Origin of the sequence: Loktanella agnita, assembly GCF_046640325.1 — a bacterium.
Classification (GTDB): Bacteria; Pseudomonadota; Alphaproteobacteria; order Rhodobacterales; family Rhodobacteraceae; genus Yoonia; species Yoonia agnita.
Genome location: NZ_JBJMBF010000009.1, coordinates 1 through 18,138 on the forward strand (window position 1 = coordinate 1; position 18,138 = coordinate 18,138).

Sequence of the window (18,138 nt, forward strand, 5' to 3'; positions counted from 1 at the left end):
GCCCAGCTCAATCCCGCGCTGACCTTGCTGGAAGATGGCGACGTGATCCAGCCCATCGCGCCGACCATCGGACAACAAGGCGGACGACCCTCGCGCATGTTCGCCGTCAACCCCGCGATCCACCAGACAGCAGGTCGCTAGACCTGCACCGGACCCCGGCGACAAAACCGACAAAACTGACATTACTCCCCCAAACCGGGGTTTTGTCAGTATTGTCGGTTTTGTCATGAGGTGAATCAGCGCGCGCCCGACCAAGCCGCGACGCCCCCGCTAGACCCGGGAACCTACCAAAAGCACAGATTCCATAACGGGGAGCAAAAGGGGGAACAGAAATCGCGCTAACGCGGATTTGTGTTTAAAAACAATGCTTTATGTGGGGTATCTGGCGGACAGACAGGGATTCGAACCCTGGAGACGGTCTCCCGCCTACACACTTTCCAGGCGTGCGCCTTCGACCACTCGGCCACCTGTCCGTGGAGCGCGGTTTAGCCGCATCCGCCCCCCTTTTGCAAGACCCCATCCAGATGTTTGTGACACCTGTTTGCCCTGCCCTGCGCCCTGCCCTATATCTGAACCTACAAAACCGAGGGCCCGGCGCGCCATGTTGTATGAACCATCACCCGCCACTGCCGCCGACAAGCGCAGTGACACAAATCGTTTGCAGACCGGGGCCCTTGTCATCATCGCCTTTGCGGTGGTGCTTTTCCTGCTTGTGCAAGCCCGGTTCATCCTGATTTCGCTGGCGACGGCCATCATCCTTTTCAGCCTGACGAGCGATGTGATCAGCTTCATCGCGCGGCAGCGGGTCGGGCCGTTTCGCATTCCGAATGCGCTGGCCAGCGTCGCGGCGATGCTGTTGATCGCGCTGGCATTGATTACGCTGACCTCGATCCTGTTGGCGCAGGTGAACACGGTGCTGGTCACCACGTTGTCCTATACTGAACGCGCCCCCTCTGCAGTGGCGTCACTTTTCAGTTTTCTGGGCGAGGATAGCCAAAGAGCGATCCTGAACGCGCTGCAATCTATCGAAGTCTCGGGCTATCTGCGCAGCGCCGCGAGCCAGGCCAGCGGCCTGACCCAAGCCACTGTGCTGGTGATTCTATTCGTCGGTTTTCTCTTTGCAGAGCGCATCTGGTTTCAAACCAAGCTGAACAATTTCTTTGGTGATGCGGATCAGGCGGAACGGGTTGGCAGGATTATCCAGTCGATCATCCACCGGGTGAACTATTACCTGCTGGTCAAAACGCTGATCAGCGCGATCACCGGGGCAATGATTTATGTGCTGGCCAAGGCGTTCCAGCTGGAACTGGCGACCTCTATCGGCATCATTACCTTTGTGCTGAACTTCATCCCGAATATCGGCTCTATCGTCGCGACGGCACTGATCGCGCTGGTGGCCCATGTACAGATTGGCGACCCGACAACGACATTGGCAATCTTCGCGATTGCAGGCGTGATCCAGTTCATCAACGGCAGCGTAATTGATCCGATGCTAATGGGACGCGCGCTGCGCCTGTCGTCTTTCGGGATCATCCTGTCACTGGCCTTCTGGGGGGCAGTCTGGGGCGTTCCGGGCATGTTCCTGTCGGTGCCGATCATGGTGATGCTGCTGGTCGTGTGCAGCCATGTGCCCAACCTGCGGCCCTTTGCAATCCTTTTGTCACGTGAAGGGCTGCCAGAGTCCGAAAAAATGCTGAATCAACCGATTGACCGGGATCTTTTCGGACAAGAGCTGCGCCCAGATCAATCAGAATAAGGCGCGATTCAGCGTGCAGGGGCCGCCGCTGCGGGCTTGCCGCTGACCGGCTGCCGCGCATAATAGGTCACGTCTTCGGTGAAATATTGAAAACTGTCTGCGTTCTCAATGGCATGGCGCGGGTTGTAGCTTGCCATATCAGCACATTCGCTGCGCGAATAGCAATGATCGTCGGTATTTGCGACCGACAAGAAATGCGATAGCTCGTGCACCACCGTCCCTTCGCGCGTTCCGTTGTCGCTGCGGCGCGTCCCCGGCTGAAGCGTCGTCAGCGCTGGCAGGTTGAAGAAAGACGGGCAGATATGCATCAAGAACGGTTCATGCGGATAGACCCAAGCATATTCGCCTGCATTACAGCCATCCTCGCCCACCGTGTGGCATTGCGCCGTCACCCCGCCGCCCCGGATCGCAGATACAACTGATTTGAGCGTGGCGCGGACCTGTTCGGCGTTACTGGCGGAATAGGTGCCGAACCAGCGGTCGTATTCCGCTGTGTCGCCGACGGCAGTGGCGGCTTTCAGGGTCAATTCCTTGGCGTTTCGCATGGCCGCGTCAAGGGTCAGCTCTTGCTCTTTGTTGCAGTCTTCAAAAACCTGCGCCATCGCCGGTGCGGCGAAAATCGAGACGACAAAACAAACAACCACGGCGGATTTCATGATACTACTCCAGATGCAGATAGACGCGACGGTTCTGGCGCCCCTTCTTTTCAATCTTGCCTAGCCGGACGCGGCCAATCTCTTCGGTATTGGCCACATGTGTACCGCCACATGGCTGCAAGTCGGCGGTTTCAGGACCAACGCCGATCCGGATCAGCCGGATTTGACCACTCCCGCGCGGTGGCTGAACGGACATTGTCTTGACCAGATCAGGCTGCGCGTCGAGCTCCGCATCGGTGATCCATTCCTCTGACACATCCATATTGCAGGCGATCAGGCGGTTGAGGTCATCCTCCAACGCCGCCTTATCTTCGGGCGCGTCGGGCATGTTGAAATCCAGCCTGCCCTTGTCCGTGGCAATGGCACCGCCAGAGACCGGCAGCGGAATGATGACCGACAAAAGGTGTAATGCCGTATGCACCCGCATCAGACGGTAGCGCCGGTCCCAATTCAGCTTTTGTGAAACCTCTTGCCCGATCGCGGGCAGTGGCGCGGGTTCGGCTGGTAGCAGGACAACATCATCCCCCTGCCCTTTGACAGCGGTCGCGATATCCAGCGTACCGCCCTTCCACGACAATGTCCCGCTGTCACCCGGCTGCCCGCCAGAGGTCGGATAAAAGACAGAGCGGTCCAGCACGATCCCCCCTTCCGAGGTGATCTCCGTGACCACGCCCGTCGCTTCGCGGCAGTAGGCATCATTGCGGTACAAAAGCTCTGTCATGTGTCCTTGTCTTTCAGCACCTCAGGGTTACGCAGCCAGATATCGCGCTGCGCAAACGGAATTTCGATACCTGCCTCGCCGAATTTCTTGGCGATTTCATGGTTCATTTCTGACTTTGTCGAGAGCACATAATTCACATCACGCAGGATAGCCCGGATTTCAAAATTCAGTGAATCCGCGCCAAAGCCTTGAAAGACCACCGAAGGGGGCGGTGTCAGCAACACCATCGGATGCGCCTCGGCGATACCTTTCAGGATTTCGGTTACCTTATCGACATCAGTGCCATAAGCCACACCGACAGGCACGATCACCCGCCCGATCAGGTTGCCACGGGTCCAGTTTGTCACCTGCCCGCTAACCAAATCGGCATTCGGCACAATCACGTCAGTGCGGTCAAACGTCTCGATCCGTGTTGACCGGACAGAGATCGACCGGACATAGCCCATCTGCCCGCCCACCTCGATCCAGTCGCCTTCGCTGACAGGCCGTTCAATCAGCAGGATGATCCCTGACACGAAATTCGAGACGATGTTTTGCAGACCAAAACCAATACCGACCGACAGCGCACCGGCAACAATAGCAAGGCTCGACAGATCAATCCCGGCACTGGTGATTGCTATAATCGCGGCCAGAATGACACCCACATAACCGAACCCGGCGACAACCGCATTCTGCCCGCCCAGATCAAGACGTGTGCGCGGCATCACGGTCCTGCGCAACGTGCCTTGGATAAAACGGGTCAGCAAGAAACCCAGCGCAAATACCAGTGCGAACGTCAGGAAATCGGTGGGCGAAATCCGGGTGTCACCAATGGCAAAACCTTCCCGGAAGCGGGCCCAAACCTCCAACAGATCATCGACGCGCGCGCCCCAGATCAATGCAAAGATCGGCAGGCTGGCAACATACAGCACGAAACTGACCAGCACAGGCAGCAAGGCAAAGACACCTTTGCCGCCCTCGTCATGTTCCGTGGGTTCGGAAAACGCCCCCAGCTCTGCAATGACCCGCTGCAACACCATCACGACGCCAATTAGCGACAGCGACAGAATTGATGGGATCATCAGCGCGCGCCCGGCAGCAACATAGCCAAATGCAGCCACGGTTGGCGCCGCAATGGCGACAATGATGCAAAGCCGCCCGATGAACCCGCGTGTGCGGCCCGGCGAAACTGGCTCGCCCTCCTCGGCCGTGGGGGCCTGCCGGATCGCCCGACCCAAGCGCCACAACAACAGCCCTAGGATCACAAGCACGGGCCATTCAATGGCCGCGCGGGTGCCGGCGCTCGTCTCAATCGTGCGCAATGCCGCGTCAAAGAGCGAACCAATCGCCAACACCCAAGCCAAGCTTAACCCATAGCGGCGGACCGTCGCCCGCGTTTCGGGGCAATATCCCAGATATCCGGGACGCATGCCCACCGGGAACAGCTGCCGCCCCAGCCACCACGCAAAGACCACAAGAAATCCGGCCCGGGGAATGGCCGAAATCACGTCACTGCCGCGCACCCCGAAAATCGGCAGGGCCTGCAATCCAGTGGTCAAAGCCCAAAGCCCCGCCACAGGCACCGCCATCTGCGCGAGCGACAGAATAAACAGCCACAGTGGTAAAAGCGGCCTGTTGCCATCGGCAAATTCGGCGCGCCGTGCCGTGATCCAGCGGCGGCCAATGCCGAGCAAGACAATGGCCAGCCCCACAAGAAAAATCGCCCGTGGCAGGTTCGCCATAAGCTGCTCGCCGGCGATGCTCTGTCGGGCTTGCGATGCCGTTTCCGTCGTTACAATATGGACCGTGCTCCAAACCGCCGTCGCTGCACCCAGCAAATGTTCGGGATCAAGCGGTGTCGCGCCGCGCGCTGTCAACTCGCCAGTCTGCCGCTGCAATAACTGCGTATCCAATTCGCCGATTAGCCCGTTGGCGCGGGCATAGGCCTCTTCCGCCAGCAGGCGCGGTGCAATCAATTCAAGACGTTGGGCGACCAACTGCGCGCGGCGGTTCGCGACACTCTCCGCTTCCTCCCCGCTGTCAGGCGCGGGACCAAGGGCGGCAATCTGCGTATTCACCGTCGCAATACGGCCCCCATTGACAGAGGTTTCCGAAAGAAAGCGATCCCGCCATTGCACCAATTCAGCACGCAGGCGGTTCAAGGCAAAACGCGACACATCTTCGCGCATCGCCATGCGTTCGGCACGGCTGGCAAGCCGTTCCCACTCCGTATCCGGCGGTGGTGGCACCTCCTGCGGCTCTGCCTCGGCGGCGGGCGATTGGGTTGTCTCAGTTTCGGTCGTCGCTTCAGGCGGCGTTTCCTCAGCTGCCGCATCTTCTGCGGCGCCGCCAAACAGCTCATTCAGTACCTGCGCATCCGACAGCGCAGGCCAACCGGCAATCAGCGTCACCAGCCCCAGACAAAGTAAAAGACTGCGGATCATTCGGCCTCGAAAACGGCGGGAAGTACTGTTTTACTTTCCAGCCAATCTGGCACCGGCAAACCTTTTTCGCGCATGAAATCAGGGTTGAACAGCTTTGACTGATACCGCGTGCCATAGTCGCACAGGATCGTCACAATCGTATGACCGGGTCCCATATCGCGCGCCATGCGGATGGCACCTGCGATGTTAATACCGGTGGACCCCCCCATGCACAGACCTTCGTTTTGCAGCAGGTCAAAAACAATAGGAACGGCCTCTTCATCGCTGATATTATAGCAATAATCCGGCTTGAGCCCTTCAAGGTTCTTGGTAATCCGGCCTTGCCCGATCCCTTCGGCGATTGACCCGCCTTCTGACTTCAACTCGCCCGTTGTGTAAAACGAATAAAGCGCAGCACCATCGGGATCGGCCAATCCGATCTTCACACCTTTGTCCTGCAACGCCGTAGCGATACCTGCCAAAGTCCCGCCAGAGCCAACAGCGCAGATAAAGCCATCGACCTTGCCATTAGTTTGTTCCCAGATTTCGGGGCCGGTGGTTTCCACATGTGCCTGCCGGTTGGCGACATTGTCAAACTGGTTCGCCCAGATCGCGCCGTTCGGCAAAGTCTCGTTCAGCGTGTTCGCCAGCCTTTCGGAATAGCGTACGAAATTGTTCGGATTGCGGTATGGCGCGGCGGGCACTTCGACCAGTTCCGCCCCTGCCAGGCGCAGCATGTCCTTCTTTTCCTGACTCTGGGTTTCAGGAATGACAATCACCGTCTTGAACCCCATAGAGGCACCGACAAGCGCCAGACCGATGCCTGTATTGCCTGCCGTCCCTTCAACAATGGTTCCGCCGGGTTTCAAATCACCCCGCGCGATGGCGTCCTTGATGATGTAAAGCGCCGCGCGATCCTTAACCGACTGGCCGGGGTTCAAAAACTCTGCCTTGCCCAGAATTGTGCAGCCTGTCGCATCGGACGCGGCGCGCAGCTTGATCAGCGGGGTATTTCCAACAGCGTCGGCAAGATCGTTACGGATCGTCATCAGGGCGGCCTTTCATTCTATCGCCCCCTGTGTAGGACTGCGCCTGCGGGACATCAAGCCATCGCGCGCAGGCGGTCACGGTGCCGTGCAAGCCAGTTGAGCAGGAAAAGCAGCGGGCCGGTGGCAATCTCGCCGGTATCGGCCAGTTCCATCGCGCGATCAAAACTGATCGGATGCAGGCGGATATCCTCGCCCTCTTCTTCCAGCCCACCCAGATAGGCCGTGCTGCCCGGCAAATCGCAAAGCCCGACATAGGTATAGAAATAATCGGTCGATGATCCGGGCGAGCAATAAAATGCGCTCACCTTTTCCACATGGCGCAGGGTCAGCTCTGCCTCTTCCGCCGCCTCGCGATGGGCCGCGTCTTCGGGTGTTTCGCGGGCATCGACGATCCCGGCAATCGGTTCCAGCATCCAAGGGTTCGGATCACGGCGCGCCGCGGGTCCCATGCGCACCTGCTCGACCAGCAGCACCTTGTCGCGGACCGGGTCATAGGGCAGCAGGATCACCGCATCGACGCCCAGAAAAACCTCGCGTACCAGCACATGTGAGCGTTGACCATCAAAACGCCGATGCGTCACATCCACACCCTGCAACCGAAAGAACGACCCATGCGGCGGGCGCTCTGCGACGATACGCATATCACCCGGCACCGCATCGTGACGCAGCGCGCTTGGCGCGACAGTCGCCCGATGCCGCGACCACGCCCGCGATTCAATCATTGGCCACATGCGGCGCAACGCGCCCGGATCGGGCAAGGGACGGTGGGCGTATAGTTCTTGGGCGGCATAGATCGACGGCTGCAAATGCGCGGCGGCCCAATCGTCGAACGACCAGATACCTTCTTTAGGCAGATTTTCCGACAGAGGCATGTAACAGCGGGCCATGATATCGCCCCCACTCACGGTTATAGCGAGCTCTTCCGGGCTGTACCCAAACGGCGTTTCATAAAGATCTACGCGTGCGATTTGATCAGATGTCAGCCCACGCCACAGGATACCTTCGACCACAGCCTCTTTTTGCGGTGTAATGACGGGGAAAACATCATGGGAGACGGGGCGAACGATATGGTCGCGCAGCGTCGCGGGCACGGGATCAAGCGGGCCCGCGCCCGCCACTGCGCGCATCAGTTCCGGGGCCATCAACGTGCCGTAGGTGAACAGATCCATAAGCTTAGGGGTACTTCTGACCGAAATACTCTGTCACCCAGGCACAAATCACAGCACCAATCAACAGATTGGCAATCAGGTTGAAACTGGCAAAATCCTGACCATATTCGATCATCAGGCTGAATATATCCGCAACGGCTTCCATCGGGCCGTCATAAAGACGGCGCCAAGCATTTTTCCACATTTGGTCGAACGCCATGCCGAACAAAATCCAAAAGGCATAAGATGCACCAGCAGTCAAACCGATACCGATGGCAGCATTATAACCATGCCCGGCCCTGCCGCCCACCATGCGCCACCCCAAGAAGATACCAAGGGCCACCGATGCGGGTACCAACATTGATGGCGGTCGTTCTTCAGGGAAGAACGGCGTCATCAGCCCGGCAATATACCAGAAAAACAATGCGAAGATAATGGCCCCGGCGAGCCGCCCTGCGGTTGGCATGTCACTGCGTCCTCTTGTTGACGCGCGCAGGCTCGTTTCAGGCGGCCCGCGTCACGGTAATCTGCGTTACGTCGCAGTTTCCGCTATGAAAACTGCCCGCGCAAGAGGTCAGATAAAAGTTCCACATGCGCCGGAACCGATCGTCAAAGCCGTGCGCTGCCACATCATCCCATTTGTCATTGAACGTCTCATGCCAGCGACGCAGCGTCTGGCTGTAACTTTCGCCGAATTCAATTGAAGTTTTCACCTTTAATCCAGCCTTTTCAACCTCTTGGCGCAGGATGCTCGGGCTTGGCAGCATACCGCCCGGAAAGATATATTTCTGGATGAAATCGACCCCGCGCTTGTAAACCTGCCAGCGCCGGTCAGCGACGGTGATGATCTGAAGTGTTGCGTGTTTGCCCGGTTTCAGCCGTTCGCGCAGGGTGTCAAAATAGACCGGCCAGTATTTTTCGCCCACCGCTTCGAACATTTCTATGCTTGCGATCCCGTCATATGTGCCGGTCTCATCGCGGTAATCCTGCATCTTGATCTGTACCTTGTCGGACAGGCCAGCACGCGCGATCCGGTCGACAGCGAAATCATGTTGTTCGCGGCTGATAGTCAGCCCGGTGACATTCAGCCCACGTTCGCGTGCTGCATATTCGGCAAATCCACCCCAGCCGCAGCCGATTTCCAGCACATGATCGCCGGGCTTTGCGCCCATCTGATCGACCATACTTTTGTATTTTTCGATCTGCGCAGCCTCCAGACTTTGCTGGCCGGTGTCGAATTTTGCCGATGAATAGGTCATCGTATCATCCAACCACAAGCTATAGAAATCATTGCCCAAATCGTAGTGATAGCTGATGTTCTTACGCGCCTGCGCTTTGGAGTTCCTCTGCATCCAGAACCGCATCTGTTCGTAAAAGCGGACAAGGAATTGCCCCGGAAAACCATCATACATGTCTTCGGCATCATCATGGACCAGATCCATAAAGGCCATCAAATCAGGCGTACTCCACCAGCCATCCATATAGGCCTCACAAAAACCCAGATCACCTTCGCGGATCGTACGGGCAAACACATCATCGTTATGCACGTGCACTTCGGCCACATACCCCGGCTCAGGACCTTCCGCCCGAAAATGCCGCCCATCGGGCAGGATCACATCAATCCTGCCGCGTTTCATCGACTGCAACGTATCAAACACAGCTTTGAAGTAGCGTGGCAAACGCGCCTGCCCATCGGTAGAAGTCAAAATCATAAATCGTTCCTGTATGCGCTGGCGGCGGCTGATCGGCCACGCGACGCTTTCGTGTTGAAGTTAATATTTGATACGTTGAAGTCACGGAAAAGGTTCAAAAAAACCTGTGCCGTTAACGTTTCCATCAAAAATCCCGGTTTTCATAGGCGTCAAGCGCACGCTTGCGCCCTGCATCAACAGTTACCACCGGATCAGGATAGGGATTATCCGACGCCATATTCCATTGGCGCGGGATCATCGTGAAATAGGAAAGTGCCGTGTCGGTCGGGGCGTCATATGGCTCTGCCAGCCAGCGTTTGGCGTAGTTGCGACCTTTATCGAACTTGTCCAACTGCGTGACCGGATTGAAGACCCTGAAATAGGGCGTCGCATCCGGGCCGGACCCGGCCGACCATTGCCAACCCATCGCGTTACTGCACGGATCCCAGTCGATCAGGCAGTCAGCAAACCAATCCAGCCCGATCTGCCAGTGGCACATCAGATGTTTGGTCAGATAAGATGCCACAATCATCCGGCCCCGGTTATGCATCGTGCCCGTCACATACATTTCGCGCATCGCCGCATCGACAAAGGGGATACCCGTCCGCCCCTGCTTCCATGCCTTGACCTCTGCCAGCCGTTCATCGGTGTTCCAGGGGAAGGCGTCCCAGTCTTCCTTCCAATTGTCAGAGGTGATGCGCGGGGTGTGATGCGCCAGATGATAGGCAAACTCGCGCCAGACCAGTTCTTTCAGGAACACCTCTGCATCGGATTTCCCGTCGTGCAGCGCGCGCCATCCGGCGTGCCAGCAGGAACGCGGACTGATTTCGCCATAGGTCAGGTTCTCTGATAAGCCAGAGGTACCATCGACGCCGGGCAGGTCGCGGTTCTTGGAGTAGTCAGACACACGATGCGCCATGAACGCGCCGAGCCGATGCGAGGCGGCAGTTTCCCCAACGGTGCAATAGCCACGCAGGATCTCTGCCCCGCGCTGCATCGGCGCGTCCATCTGCCAGTCTTCCAGATTATCTGACTGCGGCCAGCTTTCCGGCGCGGGAATATCGCCCGGTGTCGGCAGGGTACCAGCCAAATCACGACTGCGCACTGACTTCCACATCGGGGTAAAGACCTTGTAGAACCCACCCGTCTTGGTTTCCACACTCCATGGCTCAAACAACACGTGCCCTGCAAAGCTCTGCGCGTCCACGCCATCATCCTTCAGCGCGCTTTTCACAACCATGTCCCGCGCCTTGCTGTCAGGATCATAAAGCCGCGACCAATAAACCGCCCCTGCCCCGGTCTCGCGGATCAGATCACGCAAAACGCCCAGTGCCTCGCCCCGGCGCAGGATCAGGCGGCTGCCCTTATCCTCCAGCGATTGTGCCAGATCAGCCAATGACAAACCCAGCCGAAACTTGGGCGCAGCGCCGTGGCTTTCCACCACCTCATCATGGATAAAAACCGGGATCACCGGGTGCCCGCTGTCGCAGGCAGCCGTCAGCGCCTGATGATCGCCAAGACGCAGATCGCGGCGGAACCACATGATAACAGGGGATTTACGCATGACGCCTCCATGGCGGGCCAGTTATAGAACCTGATCTAGCGCCGTAATCAATGCGTCAACCTCTGCCTTTTCGGTGTAATGTACGAAACTGACCCGCAGCACGCCTCTGTCCAGATCAACACCCATCGCCTGCAAGGCACGCTGCGCATAGAAATCGCCACCGCCTGCCATGATGCCATGGGGCACAAGCTGTTCCGCAACCTCTGCGGCATCGCCTTCCAACGCCAGCGCCACAGTCGGTGCGCGCTGAACCGCATCAGAAGGGCCGATCAGCCGGACTGAATTCTTTGCGCTGGCATAATCCAGTAGTGGTTGCAGCAAAGTGACCTCATGTGCGCGCATCAGATCATGCGCTTTACGAGCGGCCTCTGGTCCGGTACCGCCGCCATGGTGCTGCGACAAAGCATCAAAGTAATCCGCCATACCGGCACTTGCAGCCACCTGCGCATGATCCGGTCCGGCGGGGGTAAAGCGTTTATACAGCGTGTCCCCGTTGAAATGATGCGCCTGATTGGGCAGTTCCATCCCCCAGTCTTCGCGGATCACCATGATCCCCTGATGCGGGCCATAGGTTTTGTAGGCGCTGAACAAATAGACATCACAGCCCAACGCGCCCACATCCGGCAACCCATGCGGCGCGTAGGAAACACCATCCACCACAACACGCGCGCCCGCGTCCTGCGCGAGGGCGGTGATCGCCGCCACATCGTTGAGCGCGCCCACAACATTGGAACAATGGGGAAAACAAACCAGCGCCACATCATCGTCCAGCATGTCGGCAAGATCATCCGGGTTCAGCGCGCCGGTCTCTGGATCAATCTGCCATTCGCGGATCGTGATCCCCTCCTCGGCCAACCTGCGCCATGGGCCGCTATTGGCCTCGTGATCCTGATTGGTGACAATGATGCTTTGGCCCGGCTTGATCCAACGGCGCACGGCCTGCGCCAGTACGTAGGTATTCTGCGTCGTAGACGGACCAAAAGACAGCTCATGCGTCGCAACACCCAGCATGGCGGCCAGACGGCTGCGCGCCTCGTCCATTTCAGCGCCACCCAGCCGGGACGACTCATAGGGGGCGTAGGGCTGCACCTTTCGCTGGGTATAAAAGCGGTTCATGCGGTCAATCACCTGACGGCAGGTGTATGACCCGCCAGCATTTTCAAAAAACGCCTGACCCTGCAAGGACGACTGTTCAAAAGCGGGAAATTGGGCCCGGACCCATGCAATATCATATTTCATAATGGAGAGTTGAAACGCAAACGCCCCGATGCGCAAGCACCGGGGCGTCTGATTACAGTTTTGATCCAGCTCAGGCGCGGCGTTCGCTTTGCAGACCCTTAAAGATCGCCCAGCACATCAGCAGCAGAACAAGGGTAAACGGCAGACCGGTCGAAATCACCATTGCCTGCAACGCCCCAAGGCCACCGCCCAGCAACAGAACGATGGCGACCGCTCCTTCGAAGATACACCAGAACACCCGCTGCGGCACCGGCGCGTCCACCTTGCCCCCGGCGGTAATCGTGTCGATCACCAGCGAACCAGAGTCAGATGACGTCACAAAGAACACCACCACAAGGATGATGCCCAACGTCGATGTCACCGCCGCGAAGGGCAGATCGGCCAGCATGCCAAACAGGCTCAGCTCCGGGCTGTAGCTGTCGATCACATTGGCTTTCACAAGGCTTGTCTCAGGCGAGGCAAAGACCTGATCAATCGCGGTGCCACCGAAAACGGCCATCCAAAGCACGCAAACCAGCGACGGGATTAACAACACGCAAACGATGAATTCGCGCACGGTCCGGCCCCGGCTGACTCGGGCGATGAACATGCCCACAAAAGGTGACCAGCTGATCCACCACGCCCAATAGAATGCGGTCCAGCCCTGACGATATCCGTCATCCTCGCGGCCAACCGGATTAGACAGCGGCACAACATCCCTGACATAGGCGATCAGACCTTCGCCAAATCCGGTCAGAATCGCCAGCGTCGGCCCGACCAGCAGTACAAAGATCAGCAGCAGCGCGGCCAGACCCATGTTGAGCTCGGACAGAACCTTAACCCCGCCATCTAGCCCACGCAGCACCGACACTAAGGCAACCGCCGTAATCCCGGTAATCAACAGCACCTGCACATTGATCGTGTTCGGAATGCCATAGACGAATTCCAGCCCGGCTGCAGCCTGCTGCGCGCCAAAGCCCAATGACGTGGCCAAACCGAACAGCGTAGCAAACACCGCAAGCGTGTCGATGATATGGCCGGTCCAGCCCCAGACACGTTCGCCAAAGATCGGGTAAAAGGCCGAACGAATAGTCAGCGGCAAGCCTTTGTTATAGCTGAACAAAGCCAGCGCCAGCGCAACAATCGCATAGATCGCCCAAGGGTGCAGACCCCAGTGATAGATCGTGGCCGCCAGCCCCATCTCGCGCGCGGCATCCACATTCGCCGCGATGACATTGCCATCAGCATCGAACGGTGCAGGCACGCCCAGCGGTTCGGAAATCGCCATGTGATAGACCGGTTCAAGCACACCAAAGAACATAAGCCCGATGCCCATGCCTGCGGCAAACAGCATCGCAAACCAACCCAGATAGGTATAATCCGGCGACGCCTCTGCCCCACCAAGACGGACATTCCCATACGGGGTCACGATCAGCACCAGACAGAACAGGACAAAGACGTTGGCGGCACTCAGAAAGAACCAGTCAAACGTTCTGGTCAGCCAAGGGCGCAATGCGCCAAATACCTCTGACGCCTGCTCTTGAAACACCAGCGCGTAAAAGACGAAAAGCACGATGCTCAGCCCCGAAATCAGAAAAACCGGGTTGTGAATATCCAGACCGAACGGTCCAACCTGCGCCTCGAAATTGTCCTGCCCGATTTCATAATCGGTCTGGATAATGTCAGAGCTTCCCTCCGGTAAAGGGATCCCCGTATTGGGTACTTCATCGGCCATATGCGGCCTCCTTGTATTAATGGTTACTTTGCGGCGTCAGCACGAACGAGGAACACAGAAACATCCGTATGGGTTGCCAGCCGCCCGCCATTGGACGGCCAGATCAGATCGGTGACACTGGGCACATGAGTCGCCATGACCACCAGATCAGCGCCAACTTCGGTGACCGCTTTGACCAGATCACGGTCAAGATCGGCAGTCGGATCATGCGAGACGATCACATGGGAACTGGCCGTCTCGCCATGTGCGGCGGCCTGTTCCTGCGCAAAGGCGGCAAGCTTCGCACCATATTCATCAGGCGTATGCGCGACAGAGCTGGGTGCCGATGTGGTCACGCCCACATAACAAACCTCTGCTCCGTAAGTACGGGCAAGTTCAGCGGTGACATCAATCGCCGCGCGCAATTTCTCGCGATGGGCCAGATCGACTGGCACCATGATTTTGCTAAACATGTCTTCCTCCTGTTGTGGCGTGCAGGTTCCTGGCGACCACGCCACATTGGTGGGATCGACGCGGGTCAGCGTCCCATCCCTAACAGAAGCCTAACATCACAACGCCCAACGAAACACCCTGAGCAGAAGATTAGTTGCCGGACAGCGCACTACCGCACGCGATACCCCTTAAAATTCAGCACCATAGGCGGCGCAGGCCACCGCCCCCGCCGCCCTTGGATCACCCGTTCACGTCTACCACGACGCGGCCCTTGACCTGCCCCTTCAGGATATCCGCGCCCAGTTGCGGCAGGTCGGTCAGTGTCGCCTCATGGATCATCGCGTCAAGTTTGGCCATTGGCAAATCCTGCGCAATCCGCGCCCAAGCCCGAACACGATTGTCATAAGGCTGCATCACACTGTCGATGCCCAGCAGGTTCACACCACGCAGCAGAAACGGGATCACCGTGGCTGGCAGCCCAGCCCCACCCGCAAGCCCGACAGCCGCGACTGAGCCACCATATTGCATCTGCCCCAACACGCGGGCCAGCATCGCGCCGCCCACCGCATCAATGCAGCCGCCCCATGTTTCGGCCTCCAACGGGCGCTTGGTGGTTTCATTCAGATCTTCACGTGGGACGATCTGGGTCGCACCCAGACTTCGCAAATATTCTTCGGTTTCAGGCCGTCCGGTCACGGCGGACACCTCATGCCCCAGATGCGCAAGGATCGCCGTAGCGACCGACCCGACGCCGCCTGCCGCCCCGGTAACCAGCACCGGACCGTTCTTGATCCCGTGATCTTCTAGCGCCATTACGGCCAGCATCGCAGTAAAACCCGCTGTGCCGACCGCCATGGCAGACCGGGTCGTCAAGCCGTCAGGCAGCGGCACCAGCCAATCGGCTTTCACCCGCGCCTTTTGCGAATAACCGCCCCAATGGGCCTCGCCCACGCGCCAGCCGGTCAGGACAACCTTGTCGCCGGGCTTGTAGCGATCATCGTCAGAGGCTTCGACAGTGCCCGCGAAATCAATGCCCGGCACATGCGGATAGTTTCGCACCAACCCGCCCCCCGGACCGATGCACAGACCGTCCTTGTAGTTCACCGTAGAAAAATCGACCGCGACGGTGACCTCACCCGCGGGCAGTTGGTCCAACGACAGCTCTTGCACATTGGCATCTGTCTTTCCCTCTGCGTCCTTTTCAACAACGAGCGCCTTGAACATTCGATCCTCCTTTGTGGTTTCCCACTTTCGCCTTGGTCAAAAAACGCCCGCCGAAGGCTCCGGTCGGGCAAGCAGCGTCAGTACCAGAAACTTTCCTGCACCTGCACATCACGCATGCCATCCGGCGTTTCCACCTGCAACCGGGTGCCCGCATCCCAATGGGTCATACGCACCATTCCGATGGCCACGTTGCAGCCAAAATCAGGTGAGCGCGCGGCCGAGGTGACTTGCCCCACGTTTTTACCGCCCCCAATCAGCGGCCAGACACGGTCACAGCGAGGCAGATCGCCCTCGATAATCAGCGGCCGGATCTGACGGGTGGGCCCTTCCTTGGCCACCCGCAGCAGCGCATCACGACCCACACAGCCAATCGCAGTTTGGGTCGAACAGAACCGTCCCAACCCGCATTCATGCGGCGTATTCTCGCGGGTCATATCATTGCCATAGGACAACAGCCCGCTTTCGATCCTCTCGATCAGATTGGGGCAACCAGCACGCACGTCCAGATCACGGCCTGCTGCGAACAGAGCGTTCCAAACGGGCATGCCATTTTCGGTGCCATCAACGTAAATCTCAAACCCGCCCTGTTTGGAATAGCCCGACCGGGCCACCGCCATGCTAACCCCTTGAAAATCGAACCAGCCAAAGCGAAAGAACCGCAGCGCGCGGATCGCATCACCAAACACGCGGGCGACCAGATCATCAGCCAGCGGCCCCTGCACTGCAAGGGGTGACACATCGGGTTCATCCACCAGCACATCAAGACGATAGCCATAGGCCAAGCCTTTGACCCAAAATAGCAAATCGCTATCCGCGATGGAAATCCACCAACGATCTTCAGCCAGTTTCAACGCCAGAGGATCGTTCAGCATCCCGCCCGTTTCGTCGACGATAGGCACGTAACAGCACTGGCCCGGCAGCATGCCCCGCAAATCGCGCGGGGTCAGCATCTGCATCAGCCGACCCGAATCCGGACCGCGCAATTCAACCTGACGTTCGCAGGCCACATCCCAGACCTGCACGGCGGATTTCAGGTGGTGATAGTCTTCCTCCACACTCGCGAAAACCGTGGGCAGCAGCATGTGGTTATAGACCGTATATCCTTTGACGCCCGCCGCCTCGACCCCGGCGCTGAAGGGTGTGCGGCGCACGCGGCGGGACGGGGCAAGGCCAACCATTACGCGGACCCCGACATCAGATGCGCGACAAGATCAACTTGTAAGCCACGATATTGAAATACATAATACTGCGGTCTTTTCGAAAAATGGTCCGGCGTTATCATTGTCAACTCCTATGGTGGAGGTGCGACCAACAACCTTAAGCAGGCGCAGGCATGAAAGGCAGATCAGTATCGTTTGGCTTTTGTCCCGCCGCGGTCAGCATCGCATGGACCTGACCACGATGGTGGGTCTGATGATTGAACAGTTGCATAACGCAAAGCGCCTTTGGCTTTGCAAAATCCCGCTTCATGGAACCCGAATACCATTTCAGGTCGCCCGCCAGATCAATCGCGCTGACGCTTTCGGCCCAAAGTGTAATTCTTGCATCTGTCCGAAACCGCTCCGCCGCCCAGACAGCCGGGGTCGGGGTCATCTCTGTGCTGTCAGGGATTGTCTGGTCAGGTGCATCGCCGCCGTCAAACCGGCTGATCCACAGTGCATCCCCCCACAGCAGATGGTTCAGTGTCGCCATGATCGAACCAAAGAACGCCCCGCGATCCTGATAAAGATCCGCCTTTTCCATCCCGGGGATCATCTCGCGCAAACCAGTGTTTTGCCATGCGTTATAACGGGCCATGGTTTGGCAGTATTCCGGGGTGATCATGGCTTTGGCCCTTTCCAGTCAATCGGGCAGATTTCAGCGGATTTACCGCCAAAATCCCAGACACGCCCATAGTCACGGACCCGAGATTTCGTGCCTTGGGCGGCGATAATATCCGGGCCCATCCAATATTTCGAATTGCTGATCATCACCGGATGATCCGCGCTCTTGCCTTTGATCGTTTCAATCTCGCCCTGAATTTTTCGGCCGATATATATGCCACGCTTGTCGCCATCGCGCACGATTTCAACCTTTTCGCGCTCTGCGCCGATGATCTCGGACACCAGCATGGTGAACAGTCCTGTGGTCCCCCCTGCGGCACCGCTGAAAATCTGTAGCAACCCGTTATAGGCTTTCTGGGTCGCGCGTTCGTCCACATAGGCCGCAACGCGCCAATTTCCTTCGGCCATCTTGCCCGGAATATCGACCAGCAGACCAACATTCAGACCTGACAGATCCTCGCCCTCAAAATGGCCCTCATCAATCGCGATGGCCATCCACGCATGGCAGTAACCTTCAGTCGGAGGATGCGCGCCAAGGCTGATCACACAGGGGCAGAAGACGGTGCAAGAGCAGTTCAAAAACAACTCGCCCTTGATCGCCCATGTGGTGGGCTTCATCTTGCGGCGCAGCGGGTTGCTCTCCATGCGCTGGTTGATCCGCTGCGAAATGGGCAGCCGGTCGGCTGGTAATCTATTTTTTGTATCAACCATCTACAGTT

Annotated in this window: 16 protein-coding genes and 1 tRNA gene; 1 reads left to right on the forward strand and 16 read right to left on the reverse strand. The window is 58.1% G+C overall.

Annotated features, from left to right (window positions below; all coding sequences use genetic code 11):
- Positions 1-383 precede the first annotated feature (383 nt).
- Positions 384-473: transfer RNA gene (locus tag ACJ5NV_RS11515), tRNA-Ser, on the reverse strand.
- A gap of 128 nt (positions 474-601) precedes the next feature.
- Between ACJ5NV_RS11515 and ACJ5NV_RS11520 the strand changes: the two genes are divergently transcribed.
- Positions 602-1,756, forward strand: coding sequence for an AI-2E family transporter (locus ACJ5NV_RS11520; protein WP_411643852.1), 1,155 nt, complete (start codon positions 602-604; stop codon positions 1,754-1,756).
- 8 nt (positions 1,757-1,764) lie between these two features.
- On the opposite strand, the gene ACJ5NV_RS11525 is transcribed toward ACJ5NV_RS11520, so the two are convergent.
- From ACJ5NV_RS11525 to ACJ5NV_RS11595, 15 genes are all read right to left on the reverse strand, one after another.
- Positions 1,765-2,412 carry a M35 family metallo-endopeptidase gene (locus ACJ5NV_RS11525; RefSeq protein ID WP_411643853.1) on the reverse strand — a complete coding sequence of 216 codons (648 nt, stop codon included), beginning with the start codon at positions 2,410-2,412 and terminating at the stop codon, positions 1,765-1,767.
- A 4-nt stretch (positions 2,413-2,416) separates the two neighbouring features.
- Positions 2,417-3,133, reverse strand: a complete 717-nt coding sequence (locus tag ACJ5NV_RS11530; protein WP_411643855.1) for an alanyl-tRNA editing protein — start codon at positions 3,131-3,133, stop codon at positions 2,417-2,419.
- Positions 3,130-5,556, reverse strand: a complete 2,427-nt coding sequence (locus ACJ5NV_RS11535) for a mechanosensitive ion channel family protein (RefSeq protein ID WP_411643856.1) — start codon at positions 5,554-5,556, stop codon at positions 3,130-3,132. Before ACJ5NV_RS11535 ends, ACJ5NV_RS11530 begins: the two co-directional genes overlap by 4 nt.
- Entirely contained in the window at positions 5,553-6,584 is a 1,032-nt protein-coding gene (locus tag ACJ5NV_RS11540; protein WP_411643858.1) for a cysteine synthase A, read from the reverse strand. The genes ACJ5NV_RS11535 and ACJ5NV_RS11540 overlap by 4 nt, the downstream gene beginning before the upstream one ends.
- 53 nt (positions 6,585-6,637) lie before the next feature.
- Positions 6,638-7,753 carry a gamma-glutamylcyclotransferase gene (locus ACJ5NV_RS11545; RefSeq protein ID WP_411643859.1) on the reverse strand — a complete coding sequence of 372 codons (1,116 nt, stop codon included), beginning with the start codon at positions 7,751-7,753 and terminating at the stop codon, positions 6,638-6,640.
- 4 nt (positions 7,754-7,757) lie between these two features.
- The gene (locus tag ACJ5NV_RS11550) at positions 7,758-8,198 is read right to left on the reverse strand and encodes a TrgA family protein (protein ID WP_411643861.1); all 441 of its coding nucleotides are present in this window, start codon (positions 8,196-8,198) and stop codon (positions 7,758-7,760) included.
- Between the two features lie 37 nt (positions 8,199-8,235).
- On the reverse strand, positions 8,236-9,444 hold the full coding sequence (locus ACJ5NV_RS11555; protein WP_411643863.1) for a class I SAM-dependent methyltransferase: 1,209 nt from the start codon (positions 9,442-9,444) through the stop codon (positions 8,236-8,238).
- A gap of 124 nt (positions 9,445-9,568) precedes the next feature.
- Positions 9,569-10,987 (reverse strand): cryptochrome/photolyase family protein, encoded by a 1,419-nt coding sequence (locus ACJ5NV_RS11560; protein WP_411643864.1) that lies wholly within the window; start codon positions 10,985-10,987, stop codon positions 9,569-9,571.
- Between the two features lie 21 nt (positions 10,988-11,008).
- Complete coding sequence (locus ACJ5NV_RS11565) at positions 11,009-12,226, reverse strand: aminotransferase class V-fold PLP-dependent enzyme (RefSeq protein ID WP_411643865.1); 1,218 nt, start codon at positions 12,224-12,226, stop codon at positions 11,009-11,011.
- A gap of 70 nt (positions 12,227-12,296) precedes the next feature.
- Entirely contained in the window at positions 12,297-13,940 is a 1,644-nt protein-coding gene (locus ACJ5NV_RS11570; protein WP_411643866.1) for a BCCT family transporter, read from the reverse strand.
- Between the two features lie 23 nt (positions 13,941-13,963).
- On the reverse strand, positions 13,964-14,392 hold the full coding sequence (locus tag ACJ5NV_RS11575; protein WP_411643868.1) for a universal stress protein: 429 nt from the start codon (positions 14,390-14,392) through the stop codon (positions 13,964-13,966).
- A gap of 220 nt (positions 14,393-14,612) precedes the next feature.
- Entirely contained in the window at positions 14,613-15,596 is a 984-nt protein-coding gene (gene acuI / locus ACJ5NV_RS11580) for an acryloyl-CoA reductase (RefSeq protein WP_411643870.1), read from the reverse strand.
- 77 nt (positions 15,597-15,673) lie between these two features.
- Positions 15,674-16,774, reverse strand: coding sequence for a dimethylsulfoniopropionate demethylase (locus tag ACJ5NV_RS11585; RefSeq protein ID WP_411643871.1), 1,101 nt, complete (start codon positions 16,772-16,774; stop codon positions 15,674-15,676).
- Positions 16,775-16,913: 139 nt separating this feature from the next.
- On the reverse strand, positions 16,914-17,420 hold the full coding sequence (locus tag ACJ5NV_RS11590; protein WP_411643872.1) for a DinB family protein: 507 nt from the start codon (positions 17,418-17,420) through the stop codon (positions 16,914-16,916).
- On the reverse strand, positions 17,417-18,130 hold the full coding sequence (locus ACJ5NV_RS11595; RefSeq protein ID WP_411643874.1) for a DUF1326 domain-containing protein: 714 nt from the start codon (positions 18,128-18,130) through the stop codon (positions 17,417-17,419). Before ACJ5NV_RS11595 ends, ACJ5NV_RS11590 begins: the two co-directional genes overlap by 4 nt.
- Positions 18,131-18,138: the final 8 nt, after the last annotated feature.